Origin of the sequence: uncultured Desulfosarcina sp., from assembly GCF_963664155.2 — a bacterium.
Classification (GTDB): Bacteria; Desulfobacterota; Desulfobacteria; order Desulfobacterales; family Desulfosarcinaceae; genus Desulfosarcina.
The window spans coordinates 1,251,342-1,274,343 of the sequence record NZ_CAXXXH010000002.1 but is presented as its reverse complement, the minus strand read 5'-3'; the positions used below and the strand labels follow the sequence as shown (position 1 = coordinate 1,274,343).

At 50.2% G+C, this 23,002-nt stretch carries 20 protein-coding genes; 8 read left to right on the top strand and 12 right to left on the bottom strand.

Translation table 11 applies throughout. The features are described 5' to 3' along the window. Positions 1–530: 530 nt before the first annotated feature. Positions 531–1,673, top strand: coding sequence for a VanZ family protein (locus ACHZBS_RS29850; RefSeq protein ID WP_319410186.1), 1,143 nt, complete (start codon positions 531–533; stop codon positions 1,671–1,673). Positions 1,674–2,369: 696 nt separating this feature from the next. Beyond that, positions 2,370–3,116: a CPBP family intramembrane glutamic endopeptidase gene (locus ACHZBS_RS29845; RefSeq protein WP_319410185.1), complete on the top strand. Its 747-nt coding sequence runs from the start codon at positions 2,370–2,372 to the stop codon at positions 3,114–3,116. Between the two features lie 688 nt (positions 3,117–3,804). Here ACHZBS_RS29845 and ACHZBS_RS29840 read toward each other — a convergent pair. The 7 genes from ACHZBS_RS29840 to ACHZBS_RS29810 form a co-directional block, all read right to left on the bottom strand. After that, positions 3,805–4,095, bottom strand: a complete 291-nt coding sequence (locus ACHZBS_RS29840; RefSeq protein WP_394708075.1) for a type II toxin-antitoxin system PemK/MazF family toxin — start codon at positions 4,093–4,095, stop codon at positions 3,805–3,807. A gap of 12 nt (positions 4,096–4,107) precedes the next feature. Then, positions 4,108–4,428 (bottom strand): nucleotidyltransferase domain-containing protein, encoded by a 321-nt coding sequence (locus tag ACHZBS_RS29835; RefSeq protein ID WP_319410184.1) that lies wholly within the window; start codon positions 4,426–4,428, stop codon positions 4,108–4,110. 67 nt (positions 4,429–4,495) lie between these two features. Next, entirely contained in the window at positions 4,496–4,723 is a 228-nt protein-coding gene (locus ACHZBS_RS29830) for a HEPN domain-containing protein (RefSeq protein ID WP_394708074.1), read from the bottom strand. A gap of 173 nt (positions 4,724–4,896) precedes the next feature. After that, positions 4,897–5,193, bottom strand: a complete 297-nt coding sequence (locus tag ACHZBS_RS29825; RefSeq protein WP_319410183.1) for a hypothetical protein — start codon at positions 5,191–5,193, stop codon at positions 4,897–4,899. A 10-nt stretch (positions 5,194–5,203) separates the two neighbouring features. After that, entirely contained in the window at positions 5,204–6,595 is a 1,392-nt protein-coding gene (locus tag ACHZBS_RS29820; RefSeq protein WP_319410182.1) for a hypothetical protein, read from the bottom strand. A gap of 660 nt (positions 6,596–7,255) precedes the next feature. Beyond that, complete coding sequence (locus ACHZBS_RS29815) at positions 7,256–7,807, bottom strand: carboxypeptidase-like regulatory domain-containing protein (RefSeq protein WP_319410181.1); 552 nt, start codon at positions 7,805–7,807, stop codon at positions 7,256–7,258. A 51-nt stretch (positions 7,808–7,858) separates the two neighbouring features. Continuing rightward, on the bottom strand, positions 7,859–9,790 hold the full coding sequence (locus ACHZBS_RS29810) for a hypothetical protein (RefSeq protein ID WP_319410180.1): 1,932 nt from the start codon (positions 9,788–9,790) through the stop codon (positions 7,859–7,861). A gap of 679 nt (positions 9,791–10,469) precedes the next feature. Here ACHZBS_RS29810 and ACHZBS_RS29805 point away from each other — a divergent pair. The 6 genes from ACHZBS_RS29805 to ACHZBS_RS29780 all read left to right on the top strand — a co-directional run bounded on the left by ACHZBS_RS29805 (position 10,470) and on the right by ACHZBS_RS29780 (position 19,411). Beyond that, on the top strand, positions 10,470–12,191 hold the full coding sequence (locus ACHZBS_RS29805) for a bifunctional sulfate adenylyltransferase/adenylylsulfate kinase (protein ID WP_319410179.1): 1,722 nt from the start codon (positions 10,470–10,472) through the stop codon (positions 12,189–12,191). Between the two features lie 146 nt (positions 12,192–12,337). Further along, complete coding sequence (gene galE / locus ACHZBS_RS29800; RefSeq protein WP_319410178.1) at positions 12,338–13,327, top strand: UDP-glucose 4-epimerase GalE; 990 nt, start codon at positions 12,338–12,340, stop codon at positions 13,325–13,327. A gap of 75 nt (positions 13,328–13,402) precedes the next feature. Further along, positions 13,403–15,685, top strand: coding sequence for a tetratricopeptide repeat protein (locus tag ACHZBS_RS29795; RefSeq protein WP_319410177.1), 2,283 nt, complete (start codon positions 13,403–13,405; stop codon positions 15,683–15,685). Positions 15,686–15,793: 108 nt separating this feature from the next. Next, on the top strand, positions 15,794–16,942 hold the full coding sequence (locus ACHZBS_RS29790; protein ID WP_319410176.1) for a hypothetical protein: 1,149 nt from the start codon (positions 15,794–15,796) through the stop codon (positions 16,940–16,942). Between the two features lie 59 nt (positions 16,943–17,001). Beyond that, positions 17,002–18,693 carry an AAA family ATPase gene (locus tag ACHZBS_RS29785; protein WP_394708069.1) on the top strand — a complete coding sequence of 564 codons (1,692 nt, stop codon included), beginning with the start codon at positions 17,002–17,004 and terminating at the stop codon, positions 18,691–18,693. 292 nt (positions 18,694–18,985) lie between these two features. Continuing rightward, positions 18,986–19,411, top strand: coding sequence for a PilZ domain-containing protein (locus ACHZBS_RS29780; RefSeq protein WP_319410174.1), 426 nt, complete (start codon positions 18,986–18,988; stop codon positions 19,409–19,411). Positions 19,412–19,465: 54 nt separating this feature from the next. On the opposite strand, the gene ACHZBS_RS29775 is transcribed toward ACHZBS_RS29780, so the two are convergent. The 5 genes from ACHZBS_RS29775 to ACHZBS_RS29755 form a co-directional block, all read right to left on the bottom strand. Beyond that, positions 19,466–20,134 (bottom strand): serine aminopeptidase domain-containing protein, encoded by a 669-nt coding sequence (locus ACHZBS_RS29775; protein ID WP_319410173.1) that lies wholly within the window; start codon positions 20,132–20,134, stop codon positions 19,466–19,468. A gap of 241 nt (positions 20,135–20,375) precedes the next feature. Beyond that, on the bottom strand, positions 20,376–21,524 hold the full coding sequence (locus ACHZBS_RS29770) for a tyrosine-type recombinase/integrase (RefSeq protein ID WP_319410172.1): 1,149 nt from the start codon (positions 21,522–21,524) through the stop codon (positions 20,376–20,378). Positions 21,525–21,828: 304 nt separating this feature from the next. Next, positions 21,829–22,287, bottom strand: coding sequence for a hypothetical protein (locus tag ACHZBS_RS29765; protein ID WP_319410171.1), 459 nt, complete (start codon positions 22,285–22,287; stop codon positions 21,829–21,831). 128 nt (positions 22,288–22,415) lie between these two features. Next, the gene (locus ACHZBS_RS29760) at positions 22,416–22,676 is read right to left on the bottom strand and encodes a helix-turn-helix transcriptional regulator (protein ID WP_319410170.1); all 261 of its coding nucleotides are present in this window, start codon (positions 22,674–22,676) and stop codon (positions 22,416–22,418) included. After that, positions 22,663–22,998 carry a hypothetical protein gene (locus ACHZBS_RS29755; RefSeq protein ID WP_319410169.1) on the bottom strand — a complete coding sequence of 112 codons (336 nt, stop codon included), beginning with the start codon at positions 22,996–22,998 and terminating at the stop codon, positions 22,663–22,665. The genes ACHZBS_RS29760 and ACHZBS_RS29755 overlap by 14 nt, the downstream gene beginning before the upstream one ends. Between the last annotated feature and the right edge of the window lie 4 nt (positions 22,999–23,002).

Genomic DNA, 23,002 nt, shown 5'->3' with positions numbered 1-23,002 from the left:
GAACGCCGAACATCGAACATCGAACGTCCAACGTCGAACATCGAATGAAGGGCAGGAGACAGAACGACAATTAATTTTAAATTTTGAATGATGGTTATAAAATCCATGAGATGAGCAGGGAAGGGCTCGAAAGACGAACGTCGAAAATCGAACGCCCAACATCGAACGTCGAATGAAGGGCAAAAAACAGAATCCAGGAGTCAGGAGCCAGAATGGAAAAAGGCGATGGGCTATGGGAAAAGACAGTTGGGTCGGCCCCTGTTAAATTCGCTTTGCTCGTTCTTCGAAATTTAACGGGGTAAATCCCGGTGAAATCCGCTGCGCTCGTTCCTAACGGTCCCGGGTGAAATGATGGTTCTCGCTTCGAGATTTCACGGGATAAAAAATTTCACTGGCTAAAGGTTTGTTGAGTTTTCTCATTCGACGTTCGATGTTCATTTTTTCAGTCCCTTGACTCCTTGAAAACTTCAGTTTAAATTCAACCAACCCATATTAGGGAAACCTAAGAATGCAACGGATGTAAGAACCCATTGAACCAATCGACGCGCACCCATACCTGGGCGATCCTCACCTTGACCATGGTGCTGATCGCCCTTTTTTTTGGATTGCGGCTGAGAGGATGGCCTGTTGCCAATAAAGTCCGGTGGCTTCCCGATTCAGGGGCCATCCGATTTGAAGACGCCGGTATCGCCTTTGTGGATGACATGCGCGCTGTTCGGCACAGGGCGCAGCCCTGGCCATTTACCGTCGAGATGGCGGTGACCCCGGCAAGCGTTCAAAAGGGCGGCTTCAGCCCGATTCTGGTGATGCATGACGGCGCTGATCGACGGCAATTGGCCATCTGGCAATATAACGCCTCGCTCATCGTAATGAACGGTGACGATTACGACAACAAGCAGCGTCGGCCCAGAGTGACCGGCAGAGATGTCTTCTCTGCCCGGCAGACGCGTTACCTGACAATTACTTCGGGCGAGCAGGGGACCCAGCTGTATGTCGATGGGATCCCTGCCGCCGCCAATAAAAAGTGGAATTTGTCCATTCCGATGGAAGGGGCGCCATTGCGGCTGGTGCTGGGCAATTCGGTTCACGGAAAACATGTGTGGCAGGGCGATCTGCATGGCCTGGCCTTATCCGGGGAGGCCCTCTCCGCTGAGACGGTCAGGCTTCGTTTCGATCGCTGGGCGACGGCGCGCAATTTCGATTTTCTGAAGCAGAGCCCGGCGATGCTGCTTTACACCTTTGACCCAAAAATGGCCACCCGGTTCGCGGATCAATCCGGCAATGGTAATGATTTGGAAATTCCGCAGCAGTTGATTGTCCTGCATAAGACGATTCTGGCTCCCATACAGCGGCAATTCAATCTGAATCGGGCGGCTGTGAGCGACATGGTGGTGAATGTCGTCGGCTTTATTCCCGTGGGGATCGTGTTTTATGGCCTTTTGCAGTGCTTCTCCGGACCGCTTTCCAGACGAAGCCTGCTGTTTGCGGTGGTCCTGTGCATGCTGCTCAGCCTTTGCATCGAACTCGTCCAGGCGTGGATCCCGACGCGGTATTCCAGCCTCCAGGATTTGATCCTGAACACCTTCGGCGCCTGGCTTGGGATTGTTGCGTGGCGGTTGGTAAGGGAGAGAAAGGGGCAGGGGCAAAATCAGGCTGTAGGCTTTAGGCTGTAGGCTTTAGGCGATAGGGGACATAGGGCTGAGTGCTGAGGGCTGAGTGCTGAGGGAAAAATCGAAAAACGGAGAGAGGCAGGATCGAGGAAGTTGAGAAGTTTACAGAAGAACGCCGAACATCGAACGCCCAACATCGAACGTCGAATGAAGGGCAAAAAACAGAATCCAGGAGTCAGGAGCCAGAATGGAAAAAGGCGATGGGCTATGGGCGATGGGCAATGGTTTGGAGCTGGGAGATGAAAAAACCGTTTGATTGGTTCAACTAGTTGGATTTGTCTGATTGGTTGTTTTGTTTTTTGAGTTCATTGAGTTTATTGGGTTCTTTGGGGGCTTTGAGTTTTCTCATTCGACGTTCGATGGTGGACGTTCAATGTTCGATGTTCGATGTTCCTCTTTTCCCTCTCGCCTGCAGTTTATGCATCCTCATTTCCTGCTTTGTGTTTACCAATCGGACAAATCAAACTAACCAAACCAATTAAACGGTCCTTTACCCTATCTCCCACCACCCACAAACTCACCGGTGATTCAGGGGAACATATTAAACGGGTCCGAAATTTGCAGAATTTTTACCATTGCGTGAGACGGTGTTCTTCCGGTAACACATCTGAACGCTTTGCAAAAATGGTGCTCTTGCGGGTATGATTGGTGAAAATGATAACGACGGATGGATCACCGTGACTTTAAAAAGGGGCTTCAATGAATTCGGAACCTGAAGAAACCAATGCGCAACTGCTCCCTGAAGACAAAACGTTTCAACACTTGCTGTGGCCCTATGTGACCCCCTACCTGATCTACGTTGTTTTATCCAGCATTCCCGAAACCATGATTTCGACGGAGATGGCCCAGGGCATAAAACTGATGGCCACCAGTGCAACGCTTTGGTTTTTTCGAAAAACCTATCGGTTCGGTTCCCTTAAACCCCTGCATGGATTCATCGCTTTGCTGGCGCTGCCGGTGGCGCTGGCTGTCTGGATCGGTCCTTTTTATGGGTTGAACATGCTTGGCCTCACCGATGTCACCACAGCGGTCGACAGGCAATCCTTTTCTTTCCTCGGTTTTTGCCTCAGGCTTATCAATTCAGCGGTGCTGGTGGCGGTCTTCGAAGAGTTGCTCATGCGTGTCTACGTGATGGGGTGGTTCTTTCAAGCTGGGCAGCAACGGCAGGCGAAAGGCTTGCTCGGCTCGATAGCGGACATGCTGGATCAACTGCCCGCCCCCTTGGCAGCGCTTCCGTTGAGCACGTTTTCCGTGGTCGGGACGACCATCGTTTTCACCGCCGGCCATCGAACCTACGAGTATCTCTCGGCGGCCCTCTACTTCCTTTTTACCACCTGGCTGTACAAAAAAAGCGGCAGCCTGTGGGTCTGTGTGATCATCCACGGCCTGACCAACCTGGCGATTGCGCTGCTTGCCCAATACGGCGGGATGGGATGGCTGTGGTGATGGGGAGAACATAGCGTGTAGTAATGAGCGTGGAGCGGAGAACTGAAAAGATGAACATCGAACGTCCAAAATCGAACGTCGAATGAAAGGACAAGTCAGGAATCAGAAGTCAGGAGGCAGCGGGCAGGCTGTAGGCTGTAGGTGCTATAGGTGAAGGACAAGAGGAAACGAAGGGTGGGGAATCCGAAATCCGAATTTCGAAATGCGAAACAAATTCGAAAAATAGAATTTTCAAAATCTGAAACCACGAATCAGATATTTTTCAGCGCAACGTTTTAACGATATAGGGAGAGCCTGTTTCAAAACGTTTGAGTTCGGTCGAGATCAAGGCAGGCGATTATTTCAACCCCAGGCGTAGCCGCCCTATACGTCGAGGATTGAAATGTGAGCCCAACGCCGATATTGGCTGAAAATGGGGCGTTTTGAAATTGGCTCGGGATTAAAGCAGCATTAAAGGGAGGAGACGGCGAAAAAATCTTTTTCAGGCTTTCACAGAGCCGCATAAAAACAATTCAAAATTCTTCATTTAAAAATGATGGAATCGTAAAAAGTATCAAGATGTGTCATTCCCGCGACGGCGGGAATCTATAAATATTTGATAACACTGGATCCTTGTCTCCACGGGGATGACAATAAAGAGGGCATTGTTGCTTTTTAATAGAGCCCGGCAACGATTCGAATCTTTTCATCAAGTTCTTGAATCAGTTCGGAAGGAAGGGATCCCAGTAGCGGTTGACAGAGCCTTTTTTATCAATGCAGCGTAACTGAAAGACCTTAATCTTCGAAGGGTAGGGTAGATTGGCTGTTCCCCCCAGGAAGAGGAACCTCGTGAAAATATTTTTTTCTCTCGGATTTTGTGATTGGGGGCCGCAATAATCAGCGGACTGCTTCTGTTTGCGGAATCTGGGGAGATAATAACGCATGGACGTGTTTTTTCTATTTCCGCCCCAATCGTCGGATCGAGATTGACCCAGTATATCAGATAAGTCGGCTATGCCGCGAAAAGAACTTCACCATTGCGAGCGAAGTCAACAACAAATGAATCACCTCTATCCCATTCCTCTTGGGTCATAGCTACCGCTTCTATTGGAGCAAAAATTGCGTAAATAACATCCGTCAGGATATCAATTCGTTCCCAATAGTCCTTTCCGATAAAATCGTCAGAAATGACGACAATATCTATGTCACTGCCTTCCCAATTGGTGTCGGTTGCATAGGAACCGTAGAGGATGAGCTTTTGCGGGTTGATTCCCTGAGCCTTGATTTCCTGATTAAATCGATCAACGATCTTTATAGCTGCCGTTTTATCCATTTGACAACCTCCTTTCCATTGGTCAGGATGTCTTTGACAGTAGGCTCATTGTAGAACTCTTGAAGCTTTAGAGGTTTTCCGGATAGCGAGTCGGTATGCCGGCCTCGTTGAGTTTGACGATAAACCTTCCATGTTCCACCGGTGGTTTTATGCCGATATTGTTGAATAGATAGATCAGATTATGGGATTTTGGAGGTATCAATCGGCATTTTTCGTAGTAAAGTCCTTTCAGTGCCTTTTCTATGGAAAGGTGGCACATAAACACGGCGTATATATGTCGACCGCCATTATGCATGTACTCAGCGGTGTCCATATCATAGTCAGATTGGATCAACCATTCATTGGTTCGCTGTTCCATTTATCTATAATGACAGACAATTTATCGAAAATCCAATGAAAAGAAGGGACCGAAGTTGGTAGAGGGCCGAATGGGTTGTTTTCTTTAAAAAGATTAACAGAGAATCACTGTTAATCGTCAGCAAAGGGATCCACAACAGGGATTCTTGTTTTCAGGTCTTCCTGCTCGACCATGATCGCGGCTTTTTCAATGGCCACAACCTCCGCCTGTTCCCATCCGATCGAATCCCCAACGACTACATCCCCTTGATTGCCGGCCCGGTCTTGAATCAGGGCCCAGCCCGCTTGTTCATCTGCCTTAATCACACGCAGCTCCGACAGATATGCATTTTCGAACAAGGCTTCTGCGTATGCAGACATGGCGATCAGTGAGATTATTATTGTGACGATGGCTATTTTGTTTTTCATTAGAATTCTCCTATGGAAATGAGATATCAGCAGGTACCGGCTGAGTATCGGCCGCGGCAGGCCAGTCACCTATGCCCAGCCCGGCCATATCCGGGCAGTAATACAGATACCCGGTAAAGTTGTGGGTAGTGATATCCCGAAAAGTGGTAACGGCCGTGTTGGTAAAGCCGGCATCCTCTTGCTGGTTGGTCACCGCGGCGATGGTCAGCCTGGACGTCTGGTTAAATGAAGGCACGGTCGATGACCGTTTCACATGCATGACGAAATAGGGCTGGTCGGACAAGACGATGAGCCGTCCGTACCTTCCCGGCTGGAGCGAGGCATAGGATACAATGGAGTTCGGTGTAATCGATGACGACGCGCTGAACCCGATGCGGGTGTCCATCGGGAAGGGATCCAGATACGCCAACAGGTGTGGGCAGGTGTTTTCAAGGTAGCCGAAAAGCTGGGCGTCGGTCCTGATGTCGTCCGCGGTCAACAGGTTGCCTTGCAGGTAGAACCGGTCCGTCAGGTTCCATGCGGCGATGTGGTTGGGTTCGGACAGATCCGTTGCCCCGACGGCGACGGCGCTATCCGTTTCGTTGCCCAGCGTGCCCTGATAGACCACTTGCAGAAACAGGTCGGTGATGCCCACCGGAATCGGGTCGGCCGAAAAATCAAAGGTGAACTGGGCGGCCGTGGCTGGATCGCTGCCCAATGATGCGATCTGGATGGGGGCGGATACCGCATAGGAATAGGATGCCTCCCGTGATACGGCAACCGGCGGTTCGTTGGCCGACAGATCAGGGACATAGTCGATGCGGCGTTTATACCGCGCCACGGCGACCAGGGTGCCGTCGAGCATCTCCTCATCCGGTGTGGTGTTGTGCAATCTGGCCTTGATGGTTTGAAACGATTGATCGGTGCCGCCGTCGATTACCGAATAGATATACGCATCGGGCGGGCTGATGGCGATGGTGCCGCGGAAAAAGTAATCCAGCAGGGCGGCCGAATAGCCGATGGCGCGGGGAATGAGTTTTTCGGCGTAGTCCTGGAAACAATTTTTGTCTAAGAGAAACGCATACCGAACCTCTTGTTTGTTCCACATGGAAAGCTGATAATACCAGTATCCGGCGGCAATAAAATGCGTCACCGGATCACCGGTTTCTTTGCTGAAATAAATGCGGTAATCAACCTCTCCGTCTTCTGCATCAACGGGTTCCGGGTTCAGCCACACATTATCGTCATAATTGGTTTCCTCCAACCGGGGATGCGGGTAATCGTCAAAGGTGTCTTCGGTCCAGAAATTGGCATTGGTGTATTCGGCCAGACCGATCGTGGTATTTGAGCCGTCCGGCAGATTGGATCCATCGGATTGGTATTCATTATGGTCCCACAGAGCTGAGATCGGGCTTGGGGCCAAGGGATCCGAGACAGCCATATCGAAGATATCGCTACCCACAACAAAACCGTCATAAACTAAGCTTTCAATATTATGTTGGACCCAATTTTCGTAAGGTCTTGAAAACGGGTGTAAATCATTTCTGACGTGGGCTGGGACCGCAGCATCGGAGACCAGATGCATCAATTGACCGATCGCTCTAAACGTTTTAGCGTATTTTTCCTCTGAGCCGGTTAGTAGTGCCTGATGATAATTTTTTCTGGCCAATATCCAGGAATATTCGTTGTAGAGTTCATAAGAATTATTCGGTTCAGGTGTTTGGGACCAGAAAATCATGGAGGTATATTGGGATAAAAGACCGGCTTCTTCCCAGCTTTTCAACGGGTCATGAAAATGTCTTAAGCTGCGCCAATCCGGTTCGTCTTCCTCGTATCCACCTTCTCTTATTAATTTCCATATTTCCGTCCCATTAATTTTTTTATTTATTCCATCATCAAAGCCAAGAGATTCCTTTAATGCTGTATCGACACCAGTTTTTTCTTTAACTGCCCGTTCGTTAATATATCGATGCGTAAAATCATTTTCGTAAGCTCTACAATTTTGATTGAAAATAAGCGTACAGAAGATCAAAAATGCCATTGATTTGGGTATTGATATTTTCATCGTTGCATTCTCCATTTTCTAATCAATTCCAACACTAACGCGTTCTTCATCCTCCAGCCTTCTCAAATTTTGCATTTTATCATTGGGAATGCCTGCTGGGTTTTCTACCTTATAAAGGTTTTCCTTCTTTTCCTCTAAGGTCAATAACTTCGGCAAATGAAATATTATACGTTCGTTTTCTGGAATGAATCGAGATTGCTCTAAATTGGGAACGCTGAAGGTTCTGGAATTTTTAGGATAGGCGCCATAACCGGGTTTGAAAATCGAGATCCGGCATTCATTGTCCCAGATTGACATCGATCGGTACAAGGTGACACGCCTGGGAGGAAAATGGAAATCGCCCTTGGCGTCGGTCAGCGTTTCAACGGCATCGGCAAAGCGGTAAACCGGCCCACCAACAGAGAATCCTTTGGTATAAAAGGCGATCAGAACCACCGCCCCCTCGATCGGTTTGCCGCTTTCGGCCTCGACGACCTTTCCCGAAAATGGACCAAATTTATGGGTGATGGTACAGCCGCCTGTCACCATCACCAATGCCACTAAAAGAACGAGAACTGCCTTATCCCGCATACTGAAACTCCTTTCAGTAAACCGTCATGACCAAATAATTTGCTATAATCATCAGTATCTTTCTATCAACCACAGGCCATTCCCGCCACGGCTGAAAAAAATATAGTAGGTGATGGAAACGGTCTGACCGCTAATATCATGGTTTTGCCGAATTCGGTATTTGGCGGTACCATCAATATAGCATATCCGGGATATGTCCTGCATCTGTTCGACCAGAGACGGCAGATCAGTACCTAACGCATTGTAAATGGCTGTGTACTTTTCATGATAGCGTTCATGGTGAAACTGTAAAGCATGTTGGATATCACCTGCCGTCAGTGCCGCTTTCATATCCGCCCATTTGGCTTTCAACAGGACGTCCAGTTCTTCCGCGGACAGAACGACGATGGCCAGTTTGTCACTGTAAGTATTACCCTGGTCATCTGAGACTTCAGCCGTAAAGAAATAAATTCCAGCCAGACCCAACTTAACCGGATACAACTTTTCTTCAGGAGTGTCTGAAAAAGTTGCTGCATCCGGGCCGGTGAAGGTAATCGAGGGGGTCAGGTAGTTGAGCGGGCCGTTTACTCTCAGCGTTGTTTCGAGGGGGTAGACCCCGGATTCCGCATCTGCGGATAGGCTGATGTAATTTTTAGTGGTTTCCGCATACACAATGATGGCCTCCTCGGCAATATTGCCATCGGCGTCGGTGGCCTTGACGCTGATCGTGTTCTCTCCGTCCATAAGAGAAATATGGTTGGCGACAAATCGACCGTTGAAAACCATCGCAGGAACCCCATTTACAACGACGCCGGTTTCTCTTGCCGAAATAGTTGAGACAATGCCTTCTACAAGCACATTGTGTCGGGAAACAACCTGTGCGTTGAAAGGGGAGGTAATGGAAAGGCTCAATGGATTTACGTTTAAAGTCGTCTGATCTTTAATTTCATCCCCACCCAATCCGCTTGCCGTAATGGTATAGGTAGTGGTTTCGGTCGGTGACACAGTCATGGAACCGCTTGAAGCAACGTCACCGATACCCGGTTCGATCGCACACGATTCCGCATCGGTTGAATTCCATGTCAGGGTGGCGCTCTCACCGGGGTGGATGGCGTCCGGGGAAACGGTGATTCCAACCGTAGGTGCCGGTTGGCTCACGACAACGGTGACACTGGCCGTTGCCTCGCCGCCGGCACCGGTAGCGGTAATATCGTAGGTGGTCGTTTCAACGGGGGATACCCGGACCGAACCGCCGGCATCCACGCTGCCGATGGCCGGTGAAATCATGCATGAATCGGCGTTGGTTGAGGTCCAGGCAAGGGTTGCCGATTCACCTCTGTTGATTTCAAGGGGCGCAGCCGACAAGGTAACGGTCGGTGCCGGCAGGTTGACCGTGACCGTTACCGTGGAAGATACCGCTCCCCCCGGACCGGTGGCCGTTAGCGTGTAGGCGGTGGTAGCGGCCGGTGATACCGCTATCGATCCGGTCGTATCGACTGCACCGATATCTGGCAATATCGTGCATGCATCGGTATGTTCAGAGGACCACGACAGGATACTGGATGAACCGGCATCGATTGTTTCGGGTTCGGCACTGAAATCCAAGGTGGGCGGCGTCTGGTTTTCTGTTCCCGCATTTACGGTGATGCTGACCGATGCGCCCGGCGATCCGATCAGAAAGACCCTCAACCGGTTGGTTCTCCTTAATTTAATCTTCTTTTTAAAGGTCGTATCCGGGCCGGATAGAAAACGGGTGATGGGGATCATTCGATGGTTGAGCATCAAAAAGCCAGCCCGGATAGGCATCCTGGGTGTATTTTTCTTAATATTGAGGTAACCCTTTTCCGGTTGATTCAATTCAATCGTGTGTCTGGACAGATGCACGTGCCATGCGCTTATGGCCAACTCCCCACTGTCGTAAACGACAGCGGTGTCGGCGATCACCGGTTGGGTGAAAAATAAAAAGAGAACCGCCAATAAAAAGACTATCGGTGCTTTCTGCATACAGCGCCCCCAAGTAGAGTGGTTAACAGGATGACGTGTTTAAAATCAGACACGCGGTTGCCACGATTGTATACACGCGGCGATGATCGGCAGCCGGTTTACGGTTGAATCAGGAGGTCCTGGTCGGATCGAAAGCGATTGCAGCGGGGTCGGATAAACGTTTCAGTTCAGGTTCAGATCATTGGGGTCGAGATGCAATTGCAGGTGTTCCTGGCAAGAAAAATGCCACATGCATAAAGGCTATGTTGAAACGGACGGGTTTTTTGCAGCCTTCGGCTGAAAAGCATCTTGAATAGGCCACGGATGGGTACGGATAGACACAGACATAAATAGACATTTATAATTTAAAATTGTTAGACGATTTCTGTACCCTAATTAAAAATTAGGAATTCATCATTAAAAATTGCTTTTCTTCCCGCCCGCTGTGCTCGGGACGCGGAGATCGCAAAGGATATTTTGCTTTAATTTCCGATAGGGAAATAAAGTGGAGCGCATAAATTCATTCAACACCTATGTTCACCGACGGTGATCAAATCAAGCTCTGACAGATATGAATCTTCGATTATGACCCCTGTAAATGCTTAAATCCTTGAAAGTTTGATGAAAAACCAATATAAGGGCTGAAACTTAGAATGAATTGGGGAAAATACCCCCTTAATTTGAAAGAAGATACGGCAATATGACTGATCTATCGAAATGCGACAGTGATTACCACGGCAAAAAATATATCAACCTACTGGTGGAATCGGAGCGGGCGGCACTGCTCAAGCAGGTGTCCACCGATCTTTCGAGCATCACCCTGGATGATCGCCAACTCTGCGATTTTGAGTTGCTCACCACCGGGGCTTTCTCTCCGTTGACCGGTTTCATGAACCGCAGCAACTACGAATCCGTTCTGGATCGGATGAAACTGCAGGACGGGACGCTGTGGCCGCTTCCCATCTGCCTGGACGTCTCTGAAACAACAGCCAGACCCTTGGAAGCCGGGCAGTCAGTGGCCATTCGAGACCCGGAAGGGTTTCTTTTGGCCGTCATGCATGTGGAAGATATCTGGAAACCGGACAAGGACAAAGAGGCCACCCTCGTTTTCGGCACTACGGATAAATCGCATCCAGGCGTAGCCAATCTATTTCGAAATACCGGCGCCTATTATATTGGTGGAACGCTTGAAGTTCTAAGTCTACCGCTTCATTTTGATTTCAAGCAGCTGCGCATGACACCCCCGGAGGTTCGCGGTCTTTTCAAGAAGCTGGGTTGGAATCGCATTGTCGGCTTTCAAACCATCAACACCGTTCACCGCCCTGAATTCGAAATGGCGATCCGCGCCATGCATAAAGGCCGGGCCAATCTGCTTCTGCTTCCCGGGGTAGGGATGACCGGTCCCGGTGATTTCGATTATTACACCCGCGTCCGCTGCTATCGCCATGTGGTTGGATATTTCCCCCCGGAATCGGCGATCATGAGCCTTCTGCCCATATCCATGCGAATGGCCGGTCGGCGGGATGCACTGCTTCAATGCATCATCGGCAAAAATTATGGATGCACCCACTTCATTATCGGCTATCAGCATGCGGACCCGGGCATACTCAATGGTGCTGCGGCGTTTTATGACAGCGATGCGACCCAAGATTTTGTTCATCAATTTGCAAGTGAGGTGGGCATCTCCGTTGTTCCGTTCGATGAACTGGTCTATCTGCCTTTTGAAGATGAATTTTGTCCAAAGGATGAAGTCGCCGTCGGCACGGAAACCATTTCTCTATCGAGCCTGGACATTCGTGAGCGAATCCGAACCGGTAGGAAAATCCCCCGATGGGCCACATTTCCTGAAGTGGTGGGCGAATTGAAAAAAGCCTATCCACCGCCTTCGAGGCAGGGATTTACCATTTTTTTCACCGGCCTTTCCGGTGCCGGCAAATCGACTATCGCCCAGGTGCTTTATGCCAAAATGCTGGAAATCGGCAAACGGCCGGTCACGCTTCTGGATGGGGACATTGTCCGGCAGAACCTTTCCAATGAGCTTTCTTTTTCCAAGGAGCACCGGGATATCAACGTGCGTCGCATCGGCTTCGTGGCCAGCGAAATAACCAAAAACCGCGGTGTGGCGATTTGTGCTCCCATCGCCCCTTACGCCGCCACCCGTGCCGAGATTCGATCCAATATCGAAGCGTGCGGCGGTTTCATCGAGGTCCATGTGGCAACGCCTCTGGATGTGTGCGAGAAGCGTGACCGCAAAGGCATGTACGCCAAAGCCAGGGCCGGATTGATAAAAGGGTATACGGGCATCGACGACCCCTATGAAATTCCCGAGGCCCCTGAAGTCCGGGTGGATACCACTGGAAAATCACCGGATGAAGCCGCCCAGGAGATTCTGATATATCTGGGACAGAAACGATTTATTTAAGAAAGATCGTTTGTTAGTTCGATTAGTTAAATTGGTTTGATTGGTTGAGTGATCGTTTCGGCAACTGTGGAGTTGATGCAAGCAATCAAACCAATGAAACCAACAAAACCAATTCAACAAACCCAACAAACCCAACTGGTTGAACCATGCCAAAGACAAACAAAAAAATACTCGTTGTAGGCGGAGCAGGGTATATCGGTTCCCACATGGTTCGACGGCTACTCCAAGCCGGCTGCGATGTGGTCATACTGGATAACCTGTCGACTGGAAACCGGAAACTGATTACAGGTGGTGAATTGGTTCACGGCAATCTGGGAGATGCCTGCCTGCTGGACAAGTTGTTTGGTGCGCATAAATTCGATGCCGTCATGCATTTTGCTGCATTTTCCCAGGTCGGCGAATCCATGCATCAGCCGTTGACGTATTACCGCAACAACCTGGCTGAGACGGTCGTTTTGCTGGATGCCATGGTGCGCCATAACGTGAAGCGTTTTATTTTTTCATCCACCGCCGCCGTTTACGGAGAACCGGTGGCGATTCCCATTACCGAAGATCATCCATGTATGCCCACCAATCCATATGGGAACACCAAACTTGCCGTGGAGCGAATGCTGGCGGACTGCGATTCAGCTCACGGGTTGAAATACACGGCGCTGCGTTATTTTAATGCGGCCGGTGCCGATGACTCCGGTGAGATTGGCGAACTGCACGATCCGGAAACGCATCTCATTCCCATCGTTCTCAAAGCCGCTTCCGGCCAGATTGAGCATATACAGGTATTCGGTAACGATTATCCCACCACGGACGGTACCTGCATTCGGGATTACGTGCACGTGAACGATCTGGCCCAGGCCCATCTGCTGGCCCTGGATGCATTGTTGAGAGGCGGTGAGAGCGTTGTTTATAACCTGGGGAGCAGCAACGGGTATTCGGTGAAGGAAGTGATCGCCAACGCGGAAGCGGTGACGGGGAAAAAGATCCCGGTCGTGGAAGCACCGCGGCGTGCCGGCGACCCGGCAATCCTGGTTGCCAGTTCGGAAAAAATAAAACGCGCGCTTGGCTGGATGCCGGCATATGAAAATCTTGAAAAAATAATCCGGACTGCATGGAACTGGCATTTGAAGCAAGCGGATTAATGCAGGTTGCGATCATCAACGGTTTATCCTATAAAATGGGGATCAAACGGTGAAAGACATTTTCGGGAGGTTTGAATGAAAAATCGAATGGCTACGATTTCGATAATTTTGATGGTGTTGGCACTGATCTTCACAGGGTGTTCCTCCGACGAAGAGAAAAAAGCGTCCCACTTTGAAAAAGGAAAATCCTATTTTGAAAAAGGGGAATACAAGAGCGCGGAGCTGGAGTTCCGCAACGCCATACAGATCGATCCGGAGTATGTGGATGCCTACGAACGGTTGGGTGAAACCTACCTGAAGCTTGGCGATCCCCGGGGAGCATTCAGGGAATACACCATGGTCGCCAAACTCGATCCCGCGAATGTGGATGCAGCCCTCAAGTTGGCCACCTTTTATATGCTGGGCAAAAAAACCGAGGAATCCCGCGAAAAGGTTGAAGCAGTGCTTGCTAAAGAGCCCAACAATATCGAGGCACTGTATTTGATGGCCGGTCTATACGACCTGGAAAAAAATCTGTACGAGGCGGCGGCTGTTTTTGAAAAAATCCTGGAACTGGACAGCAGGCAATCCCGTGCATACATGGGACTGGCCCGGATATATGCCCGTCAGGGAAAACTCGATGAGGCCGAGTCGCAATTGATGAGCGCGGTTCACCTGGATCCGGCTGAAATTAAACCGAGGTTGGAATTGGTCCGGTTTTACACCGGTCGAAAGGCCTATGACGAAGCTCAGGCCCAGCTTGAAAAGGCCATCGAGTTGAATCCGGGGAATTCGGATCTATACATCATTCTCGGCAATTTCTTCTTCCAGATGAAAAAACCTGCAGAAGCTGAAGTCGCCTATCTCAAGGCGATTGAAATCAGTCCGGCTGACATCAAGCCTTACATGGTTGCGGCCGGATTTTACGATGCATCGGACAATGCGGATAAAACCCTTGCCATGTACAATAAGGCCCTGGCGGTCAAACCCGATGACATTAATATCATGACCACCATGGCCGGTTTTTTCCTGAAGCGACAGCAAATGGAACAGGCAGAACAGTATCTGGGCAAAGTGCTTGCAGAAAGGCCTAATTTTTTCCCCGCCCGGATGATGAAAGGGGAAATTGCTGCTTTCCGAAAAGATTTTCCCGAAGCCATCAGCATTTTCGATCAATTAATTAAAGAAGAGCCGCGTTCTTCGCGAGCCTACTATTTAAAAGGGTTTTCACATCTCGGTAAAGGTGAAATCCAAGTGGCCAGAACGTCCCTTGCCAAAGCGGTTGAACTCAATCCGCAGTATGTTAAAGCCAGGATGCTGCTGGCCGAGATTGCGCTGCGGGAGCGGGACTTTGAAATAGCCCAGAAGGAGAGCGCCGAGATCCTGGCGTTGAATCCAAAAGATTACCGGGCCAGAATGATCCTGGGCAATGCCTTGATGGCCCAGGGGAAATCCGCCGAAGCGGAAGTGGCTTTCAAAACCCTTATCGCTGAAAACCCTGAGAATCCAGTTGGCTACTATCGTCTGGGACTGCTGCAGCGGGCCAATAAGGACTACGATGGTGCCCTGGAGAGCTTCCATGCGGCCCTTGCACGCAATCCCATGCTGATGGATGTGTTCACCAATATTGTTCTGGTTCATGGCGCCAAAGGGGAATTGGATGTCGCTCTGCAAAAGTGTGATGCCCAGTTGAAAACGGTTGGTGACTCAAGCGTTCACAAGGCGATTATCAACAACCTGAGAGGCGGCCTGTTCCTGGCCCAGAAGAAAACCGAAGCCGCGGAAAAAGCGTTTGAGGCTGCCATACAGGAAAACCCGGATTTCATGCCGCCATACTATGCTCTCGCGAGAATATACCTTTCCGGTAAGCAGCAGCAAAAGGCCATTGACCAATACATGGCCATTCTGGAGAAAAATCCGAACCAGGCCGGGCCCCACATGCTGCTGGGCACTATCTATGATATGCAGAAACAATTTGATATGTCTGAAAAACATTACCGTGCGGCACTGGAAATCAACCCGCAGTTTGCACCGGCCGCCAACAACCTGGCCTATCTGCTTTCATCCCGGGAAGGCGATATCGATGAAGCGCTGAAATTCGCCCAAATCGCCAAGGAAAAATTGCCGGACGATCCCAGTGTGATGGATACGCTCGGTTGGATCTACTATAAAAAAGGGCTGTATGGAAATGCCGTCCAGGAATTTTCGGAAAGCCTGGAAAAATTGCCTGAAAACGCAACGATACATTACCACCTGGGAGCTGCTTTGTTAAAAAAAGGTGATCGGATGCGTGCCAAGGCGTCTTTAGAAAAAGCAGTTGCCCTTGACGGAAATTTTGACGGTGCCGAGGATGCGCGACGGATGCTGTCCGAATTATAAGGTGGTTGGTTCAATTGATCAGGTTGGCTTGATTGGTTGAGTGGATTAGATATTCAATTCTCTCGTGTTACAACGAGTTTATGAACCATCAACGTTCAGCGATAAACCATGCGCCATTTCCCATTAAGAACCCTGATCCTTTGTGTCCTGTTGCCGCCCTTTGTCTATGTGTTTTCAATCCAGCTGCTGGAAAAGACCATACAAGCGCGGTACGATGAAACCCTGGCGGCAGTCTATACGGGCGATACACGCCTTTTGTTCGACGGCAGTGTGCGAATCCAGGATGCCGTCCGGGAGAACGTCAATGCGTTTATAGCCAGTCTGAAGCTGCCTGCTTGGGGCGTGCGCGTCAATGTAACGGTGAAGACAAAAAACGGGATCTATCTATACCCCGATACCTATGATGAACCGAGATCAGCTTTAAGCGAGTTGGACAGCATTACCGTTGCGAGGGAAAACTTCAGAATTCTCAATGACGGGCTGATTAAAACGGTTGAGGTTGAAATTGAGCATAATACCCTGATATCCAACTTGATCCTGGTGTCTTGGGTTATTGCTGCGCTTCTGGTGCTTTTTTTATTTTATCGACGTGGTATAAAAAAAGTAAACGAGGAGGAATCTGTCAGGCAGGAAATCATCGATGGTCTGGCGAATGAACGGCAGAAAAGCCAGTCCCAACTGGAACGGCTTGAGTCACAAAGAATTCTTCTTTCGGAAAAAATTGATATGATGAAAGGGGAATTGGAGCATGAACGACAAAAAGCCTCTTCTACTGAAGACGAAATGATGGACGAACTGTTGGAACTGGAAAAGAAAATCAGTGAAAATATAGTCCAACAGGATCAACAATCTCTTGAAATCAATAATTTAAAAGAAAAAATTAAGCAGTATGAAAAGGAAAATGAAGCCAAGAATCGCCAACTTTTAAAAGGCGTCGATGCGGTCAGAAAACGCTTCAACGCACTTTACAAAAATATTAGCGTTCATGACAAGGCCATCGAAGGTTTGCTTGACCTTACTGAAGAGATGAAGATCAAAGCTGAAGAAGTGGTTCACCAACTCAACGAAGACCCAAATAGTGTTCAGATCAAGCGGAAAGTTTTCGGCAAAAAAAACAGGGAAACGGTTTTCGAGGTGATCTTTGCATACAAAAGTCGATTGTATTTTAGAAAGGTTTCGGGAAACCGGGTGGAGGTTTTGGTCATCGGGACCAAGTTGACCCAGAATAAGGACCTTGCTTTCCTGGATAAACTGTAACATGCTGAACCATCAACGTTAACCCTTCAGCCTTTAACCTGAATACCTGAGAAACCACCATGTATCTTGACTTTTATAAACTCCATCTGAAACCCTTTCAGATCAGCACCGACCCGAAGTTCCTGTGGTTGGGTGAAAAGCACCAGGAAGCACTGGCCGTGCTGAAATACGGCATCCTTGACAACAAAGGCTTTTTACTGCTCACCGGTGATGTGGGGACCGGAAAAACCACTCTGCTGAATGCCCTTGTCGACAGCCTGGGAGATGATGTGCTCGTGGCCATGGTTGCCGATCCCGGTCTGGCGAAAATGGATTTTTTTAATTTTGTTGCCGACTCTTTTGGAATGAATATACGTTTTAAAAGCAAAGGCGAGTTTCTCATTTACCTGAAAAATTTCCTGATCAATCTTAATCAACAAAACAAAAAAGCGCTTTTAATCATTGACGAATGCCAACACCTCAATCAGAAGCTGCTGGAAGAGGTTCGACTGCTTTCCAATATCGAAAAGGCCAGCACTAAATTGATCAATATTTTTTTTGTGGGCCAAAGCGAGTTCAACAACATCATTCTTCGCCCCCACAACCGGGCCATCCGCCAGCGGATTACAATCAATTACAACATCTCTTCCCTGTCTGAAGCGGAAACGGGCCAGTATATTCTTTTTCGTCTGGGCATTGCCGGGTCCGAGGATACTATCTTTACACCCGGTGCAATCCATCAGGTGCATCAATTCTCCAACGGTTATCCCCGATTAATCAATATAATCTGCGACCAGGCCCTGTTGACCGGCTTTGTAAAGGAGAAGAAACATGTCGATGAAAAGATCGTCGCTGAATGTGCCAACGAACTGAAAATTGCTCATGGAAAATCGATAGAAGAAAGCGACGCAACGCCGGAAGCCCAGACTGAAAAAAAAGACGATACACCTCCAGGAAAGAAAACGCTGATAACCTGGCCGCTTTCCCTGCAAATGAAAACGCCTATTGGAATTGCCCTGATAGTTGTTCTAATCATTTGGGTAGGGCTAATAACCACTTTTATCTTTATCCGACAGCCTTCAGACGCAACGAATAACTCAATTGGCACGCAATCCCTTAACGAAAAGACCCTTTCAGCGAAAGTGGCGCCTGTGACGCCCGAAAAAGCCCTGGACCGGGAATATAGTGACAGGGACGCCCATGACCGCTTGATGCCGCCCCGTGCAGCCAACGAAGAAACGGCGGGGAAGGCAACCGACAGCCAGGCTTCCATATCCTCCAATGTTCCTCCGGTGGTGGATAAACCCGTGGGGCAACCGAAAGTGAGCGGCGGGACGGTAGAGATAGAGCGAGCCGATGCATCACTGACGTCGAAGAACCCCGAAGATGGGGAAAACCGAAGCTCACTGAGCTTTATACGTGAAACGTATGGCAAATATCCTGAAATTATTTTTGGATTCAACTCCAATAATCTTGATGACTCAGCCTACAAACTGCTGGGCGTGATTTCCCAATATTGTCTTCAAAATCCGGAGACACTTATCATTTTAAGAGGCTATACCGATAGATCCGGAGTGCGTGCCTACAATTTAAAGCTATCTGAATTTCGAGCGGAAATGGTCAAGTCCTATTTGGTTGGGAAGGGGGTCAACGCTGAAGCCATTACAACGATTGCGATAGGGCCTGACGACGAGGGCCCCAGCGGAACCAAGGTTCCTTACGATGGGAAACGACGGAAAGTGTTGATCGAAATCATATCACCGACCGGCTGATTTTATCGCGAAGCGTCGGGCCTAATCCCCGGTTGCTTGCGACGATATAATTGATTCAATCATTAGCCGATACCCCGTCCGCTTGCGGCGGGGAAATTCATTCAATCACGCCTTTCCTTCCGGTGCAATTTCAAATTTTTCGACTCAATCCACTCGATCTGGCAAAGGAGGTAGTGATATCTCTTCGTTGACTTCACCTGCCTTCTGGAATATAAATAATCGATAGGCACTGGCCATTTTTATCTGAGCACGCATCTTTAATATCTCCTCAGCTCTTCACAGGCGACATGTCATGAGTAAAACGGAAATATTGGAAGATGAAAACAAATTGACGGAACGCTTGATTTCGGCCATTTCGAAGCTAAGTCCACAGCGAAAAAAAATGCTGAACGAACTGCTGGAGGAGTGGGAACGGCTGGATTATCGTGAAGATTCCAGAATACCCTGTTTCCTGCCGGTGGATTACTCGACGAATGATAGGGTCTATCAGGACTTTATCAACAATTTGAGCAAAGGTGGGGTATTCATTGAGACGTTGTCGCCCTTTCGTGTCGGGCAATCGATTTCGCTAATTTTTACCCTTCCTTTAATGCAAAAAACATTCAAGATTTCCGGAACCATCGTCAGAACGGAGCAAGATGGTATCGGGGTTAAATTCTCTAAAAAGCTAACCCCTTACCAGAAAGAACTCATCCACAGCGCCATCAGTCGAAAATAGTTGTTTTCGTTTCATAATAGAAAAAAAGGCCCTGCCCAAACGGCAAGGCCTTTTTTATAGGTCTTTGCAGCAATCTGCAAACCACTGCACGGCTGTCTTTATAAATGTTTTCTGGTGGGCGATGTTGCTTATCCGGTGATCCCCGCCTTCCAGTATCATCAGTTTTTTGGGATCGCCGGCCATGCGGTATATGGTTTGAGCGTTCTCAACGGGGACAGTTTCATCGCTGCTGCCGTGGATAATCAGGATGTGATGGATAGAAGTCATATGTGTGGCTATATTAAAGGTCAGCCTGTTCTTAAGAATTTCATTTTTCAGCGATTCCGGTGAATTTTCAGGGACATGGATGGATCGGTTTTGAACAGGGGCGGCCAAGGTGACGATGCCAAATGGCGAGAGGCTGCGTGCCCTCGAGAGACATACAGTACCCCCTAAGCTGCTTCCAAACAGGCCAATTGGCATATTTTTGCCAACAGCGCGATTGATTGCCCCAACAGCGGCCATCAGATCACAACCGCGGTTTTCCAGGGTGGTATCTATTTCGAAATCGCCTTGGCTGTCACCACACCCCCGATGGTCAAATCGAAAGTACGCCATGCCAATGGCGGTGCAGCCATGAGCCAATTCGATCTGTTTGGGGGAGTTTTTATCGGCCATTAAACCATGGCAGCCGACGACGACCGCCACCGGTTCGTGATTTGGCAGATGGAGTACCCCAGACAATTCTAGTCCTTCTGCGAAAAATGAGATTGGGTGTTCTACGTTCCTCAGCATGGGTTCATCTGAAATAAAATCATATGCTTGAATTATAGTTTGGGCTGGAGTATAGGGAGTCGCGAGGAAACGGTTATGCGGCAATCGGAGCAACCTGGTCGATGCCTGATAAAAAAATGGCGGAAGTGCATGGGAATCGAACCCATCCACCATCTTGCAACCCACTGAATTTCCAACAGGATTCCATCCTCTATTTTGCCTTTGGAGTGCTTTTGTAGTGCAACAGGGATATGACGTCGCCGCGCTCGAGCAGTTCGCGCTTGCGGGTAAGCCCTGTCTCGGCATAGCGTGACACCGAGTCCAGGCGCTTCCATGTCCCTGCTTCTTTGACCTCATGAATTGACATCCTCAGTTCATTGATCATCTGGCTGGCCCGGCTGTGCCGCACGCCGGCATATAGCCCGATCTCGATGCCCACTTTCCTGCAGGCCGCCTTCCATATGGTGTTCAGGCTCTCGTTGGTATACCGTCTGTTGTTATTGCGGGCGCGGGGGTTGGTGAAGACAAACGGGCTCTCCTCGCTCCGCGTGCGCATCAGTTCCTGCATCAGCGGATAGAACGCGCCATGGCAGGGCGTCAGGTAGATCTCGCCGGTTTTGGTGCTGGCCACCACGCGACGGGCCGACAGCGAGCGCCGCACGATGAACTGGCGGTTGACCACGTCCCAATCCGGCCACATCAGGGCGCAGGCCTCGGCCGGTCGCATCAGGTGCAGGTACATCCAAAGAAACGGCGCCCGGTGCGCCGGCGGAATGGCGTCCACCACCTGGTTGAAGCGCTCCCGGCTGATCCACTCGATCACGGGCCGCACCATACCATAGGCTGCGCGTTTGGGAAACGGCGGAACCTCCGGGATGCGCCGCGACCGCCAGGCGTGATCCATCATGGCGTGGAAGGCCATCATCACGTTGAGCTTGCCCTTGCCGCCGAGGTCGATGCTGTTGAGCAGGCTGCACAGGGTGTCCAGCTGGATCTCGTGCAGCATCACCGGATGGGTTTCGAAGAAGGGCCGGATCCAGTTGTTCAGGTAGGAGCGGTAGCCTTTCACCGTGGCCGGTTTGCGGGTCGGCACAACCACCTCCCTGAGCCACTGTTCGTAAAACTCCACCACATCGGTCCAGCCCTGCCCGGTATATTTTTCGATGCGAAACGCACCCAGCCCCGCCTTGAAGTTCTCCCAGTCGCTCTGGATCATGTGCAGGCACTTGTCGGCGATGCGCCGGTCGTACATGAACTCGCCCTTGTAGCGGGTGACGGCATGGCTGCCCCGCCTGCCCTGGCGGGGCCAGCTTACGGCCCAGCGGTCGCGGTCCTTCTGGAAAAAGACTGTCCCTTTCATACACGCCTCCACGGTAAATTGGATTTTCCGTGAATGTGCGCAGGTTTTGAAATGGGTGTCAATCATGGGTTACATTCCAGCAAAACGCATTCTATTTGCCGTGCCTGGTCCGGCCTGGCTTGATCTTTGTTGAACATTTCCTGTGAAGGCCACCGTCGATTGGTAGTGCCGGTGGACCGGGTCCATGATGTTGAACAGGCAAAAAATCCTTCCCGCGATGCGCAACTCATTCTGCATGCCGACGTATTCGAGAAACTGAGGCCCACACCGTTGGCCATGGCCGTGCGGTTCAGGATTGCTTGCATCACCCTTCCTCCAGCCATTTGTTGACGTTCTGGTCCAGCTCGAAGACCACGGCGTTCCTGGCCAGGTCCACATTTAGCTTCCGGGCCCGGGGAACGGCGGACAGCACCGCATGGAACCGGGCCAGCGCCGGCACGTCGTCGAGACACTCCTCGGCCAGGGTGGGTTTGTCCGGCAGGTTGTTTTCGGGATTCTTTTTCAGGTGGAAGCCGTCCGGCTCCAGGTATTTGCAGACGGCGGGATCGCCGTTGGTGGCGATGGCGGCGGCGTGAAGGAAGTCCAGGGAGAGTTTGATCTCGCCGTCCAGGGTGGCGTAGACGGTGCGCTTGCTGGTGCCCATAATTTCTGCGATGGCCGGGATAACACTGCTGTCGATGTCGTCGGAATAGAGCAGGCGGGTTTTCAGGTCCGAGGCGATCTCCGGGCAGTCGAACTTGCGCGGGATTTTATGAAAGGCCATGCTCACACCTCATTATTTTGCATTTTGCGACCTTTGGTTTTCATAGGCTTTGACCGGTGGGCTGATACGCTGCGACCAGGGGACTTCACGGGAACCGCTTTGTGCCGGTCGGTAAGCATCATGTCCGGTTATGCCTCGGGCGATGCGTGATCGGGTTTAAACAGCACGTCCACCGGGACCTCGAACATGTCGGCAATGGCCGATTTCACCTCGGCGGACCCGCGTGTGCCGTCAATGGTGGCTGTCACCGTGGGGCGCGACACGCCCAGGCGGCTGGCCAGCTCGGGCTGAGTGATGCCGGTCAGCTTGTGCAGGGCCTTGCGGATGCTGGGAAGCGGGTAGCCAAGGGTGGCCAACATACTGACGGCGGTTGTGTTACGATTCTGCATGGGTTCCGTCCTTGTAACTTTGGATACTATCTGTTAAGTATTTCAAGTTAATGTGGTGCATTGGGTACTTGAGTTCCAGATCCTTCATGGCTACGCATGGGCATCGGCAATCTGAGATCGGCGAATTGCTACAATCTGAAGTAAGCAGCGGTTTCAGTTCGGCGGCCGGTTCCCTGGCGTAACCGAGATCGGGCAGGCCGGTCACGGGCGTCTTGCCGACGGCAAACCAGCGCAGGGTATTTCCCGGCCTGGCGACTTCGATGTATTGCATCAGGGACGTGATGCCCAGGTACAGGCGTTCCAGAAGAATTGCATTGATCATATGG

Coding starts and splice junctions, on each gene's coding strand:
- ACHZBS_RS29835 (WP_319410184.1), bottom strand. CDS start 4,428: ATGGATAAAACGGCAGCTATAAAGATCGTTGATCGATTTAATCAGGAA.
- ACHZBS_RS29790 (WP_319410176.1), top strand. CDS start 15,794: ATGCGCCATTTCCCATTAAGAACCCTGATCCTTTGTGTCCTGTTGCCG.
- ACHZBS_RS29845 (WP_319410185.1), top strand. CDS start 2,370: ATGAATTCGGAACCTGAAGAAACCAATGCGCAACTGCTCCCTGAAGAC.
- ACHZBS_RS29760 (WP_319410170.1), bottom strand. CDS start 22,676: ATGCAGAATCGTAACACAACCGCCGTCAGTATGTTGGCCACCCTTGGC.
- ACHZBS_RS29810 (WP_319410180.1), bottom strand. CDS start 9,790: ATGCAGAAAGCACCGATAGTCTTTTTATTGGCGGTTCTCTTTTTATTT.
- ACHZBS_RS29795 (WP_319410177.1), top strand. CDS start 13,403: ATGAAAAATCGAATGGCTACGATTTCGATAATTTTGATGGTGTTGGCA.
- ACHZBS_RS29755 (WP_319410169.1), bottom strand. CDS start 22,998: ATGATCAATGCAATTCTTCTGGAACGCCTGTACCTGGGCATCACGTCC.
- galE (WP_319410178.1), top strand. CDS start 12,338: ATGCCAAAGACAAACAAAAAAATACTCGTTGTAGGCGGAGCAGGGTAT.
- ACHZBS_RS29780 (WP_319410174.1), top strand. CDS start 18,986: ATGAGTAAAACGGAAATATTGGAAGATGAAAACAAATTGACGGAACGC.
- ACHZBS_RS29830 (WP_394708074.1), bottom strand. CDS start 4,723: ATGCATAATGGCGGTCGACATATATACGCCGTGTTTATGTGCCACCTT.
- ACHZBS_RS29815 (WP_319410181.1), bottom strand. CDS start 7,807: ATGCGGGATAAGGCAGTTCTCGTTCTTTTAGTGGCATTGGTGATGGTG.
- ACHZBS_RS29770 (WP_319410172.1), bottom strand. CDS start 21,524: ATGAAAGGGACAGTCTTTTTCCAGAAGGACCGCGACCGCTGGGCCGTA.
- ACHZBS_RS29805 (WP_319410179.1), top strand. CDS start 10,470: ATGACTGATCTATCGAAATGCGACAGTGATTACCACGGCAAAAAATAT.
- ACHZBS_RS29765 (WP_319410171.1), bottom strand. CDS start 22,287: ATGGCCTTTCATAAAATCCCGCGCAAGTTCGACTGCCCGGAGATCGCC.
- ACHZBS_RS29825 (WP_319410183.1), bottom strand. CDS start 5,193: ATGAAAAACAAAATAGCCATCGTCACAATAATAATCTCACTGATCGCC.
- ACHZBS_RS29785 (WP_394708069.1), top strand. CDS start 17,002: ATGTATCTTGACTTTTATAAACTCCATCTGAAACCCTTTCAGATCAGC.